Origin of the sequence: Lyngbya aestuarii BL J, assembly GCF_000478195.2 — a bacterium.
Lineage (GTDB): Bacteria > Cyanobacteriota > Cyanobacteriia > Cyanobacteriales > Microcoleaceae > Capilliphycus > Capilliphycus aestuarii.
In genome coordinates this window covers 1-2,047 of record NZ_AUZM01000166.1, presented here as the reverse complement: position 1 = coordinate 2,047, position 2,047 = coordinate 1, and the positions used below count along the sequence as shown (strand labels likewise).

At 31.9% G+C, this 2,047-nt stretch carries 2 protein-coding genes; one reads left to right on the top strand and one right to left on the bottom strand.

The window, feature by feature from the left end; all coding sequences use genetic code 11:
• Positions 1-255 precede the first annotated feature (255 nt).
• A complete protein-coding gene (locus tag M595_RS27155) occupies positions 256-1,392 on the top strand; it encodes a glycosyltransferase family 4 protein (RefSeq protein WP_238987109.1) in 1,137 nt (378 codons plus the stop codon).
• 194 nt (positions 1,393-1,586) lie between these two features.
• On the opposite strand, the gene M595_RS31365 is transcribed toward M595_RS27155, so the two are convergent.
• Positions 1,587-2,047: DUF6492 family protein (locus tag M595_RS31365; RefSeq protein WP_023069806.1), on the bottom strand; the 461-nt coding region annotated here is incomplete at its 5' end.

Genomic DNA, 2,047 nt, shown 5'->3' with positions numbered 1-2,047 from the left:
TTTGTGATGCCATTAATAACCTCCCTATGTAAATCATTAATTAATTAGCTCATCATATTCCATGATTTTCTGGCTCCAAACTTAGATATAATATTAACTGGTTTTATGTATTGAAAAGAAAACTCAAAATATGCTATTATAAAAAAGCAATTTTTTACAAAATTATCTAAAAGCATGAAACTCACTATTGTTGCTATGGAAATTCCCTATCCCGCAGTCCATGGGGGACGAATTGATATTTGGCGTCGGTTAAAGATGTTAGCTAAGATGGGAGTAGAGATACAACTAATCTGCTGGTGTCATGAGGTTCCAGATACGGAGAGTTTTGATATCATTAATCAGTATGTTAAAGAGTTTTATCCAATTACTTATAAGCAGACTTTAGGGGGTTATATTCGTAGAGTTATTGATTTATCTTTATATCCTTTAGAAGTGACCTCCAGAATAGTTCGAGGAAAAAAATGGAAAACACTTCTAAGCTCTGTTAATCATTTCCAGCCTGATGTAATTTTATGCGATCAGATTCATGGTGGTTGGGTGGCTTCTCGATTAAGCAAAGCTTTAAAAATACCGATGATTATTCGATCACACAATATAGAATACTTACATTATCGCTATTATTTTGAAAGTGCAAAAGGATATAGTAAATTACTAAGATTTTTGTCTTTAAATCAGTTAGAAAATTATGAAAAATCTCTCCTCAAACAAAGTTTAGCTTTTTATGATATATCCAATAAAGATTTAAAGTTTTGGCAAGAACAAGGATTTAAAAATGGCTATTTTTTACCTCCTTTAATAGAATTTAATCAACAGCCTAAGCAAAAAACAGGAGTAGTTAATCTTGATGTTGATCAAAATATTCAAGAATTAAAATCTTATGATGTAGTCTTTCTAGGAAATCTTCATTCCGAAAATAATGTCGCAGGTATAATATGGTTTATTGAAGAAGTTTTTCCAATTTTGAAAGAACGATTGCCCAGCATTCGAGTTTTGATCGCAGGTTCAAATCCTAATTCTCAAATCAAAACGATTTTAAAAAATAGTAAAGACTTAGATTTTAAAATTAATCCACCTTCCGCAGAGATAATTTATCAGTCTGGTCGAGTTCTAATTGACCCCATTGCTACAGGGAGTGGTGTTAGTATTAAATCAATTGATATGCTAGCAATTGGTAATCCTATTGTTTCTCGGCCAAAAGGATTGTCAGGTTTACCCGAAGAAGCAAGTCAGTATTTCCGAGTTGCATCTGATGCTCCTTCTTTTGCTCATGAGATTTTAACTTGTCTATCGGAGGAGCAACTCAAAGTCCCAGATCGTGCTTTGCTAGAATCTCTATTTGGGTATCCTGTAATTGAAAGTTTTCTTTCCCATCTTCACTCAATTCTTAAATAACATAAATTCAAAAAATGGGTGAAAATCAAGCTCTCAACTTCAGTTTTTTATATCAAGTTAATATGTTTACAATATGACTGGATTTTCTATGAAAAGTTTTAAACCAATCCAGTGTTATTGATTGTTACTACAACAAAAATTATGCAACCTTCTATTGTCTAGATAAAATTAGTAAAAACTTAATTTAAATTATCCTAGATTTGCGGAATTAACTGAAACAGATTTTCATATTGGCTTATAGAAATATTAGCTTTTGCTGATATCATCACAGCAACCTGATAAGGTTCAATCTCAAGAATAAACCTTTTTAGATCTTCACTGGATAAAAATTCTTCTCGCCAATAATGGTGACAAATTTGAGCTTGATCATAAAAATGTCCTGATTGATCTCCTAGAACTTGATCAACAAAAACACCATAAAGAACATATTCAGAAATATTCCAGCAGTTACAAAAAGTTTCTATCCAGTGACGATTAGAATGCTTTTCAAGCGTTTCATACAGTTTAAAAACATTATCACGCTTCCAAGTCACAATCTGACAAACATAATTATGAGCGGGAAAGTTAGTCATTGGAACTTGTAATAACTGACTAATCGTTTGAAACCATTGATAAAATTGACCCAAGTCTTGAGGAATTGAAAGATCGGAAGAGC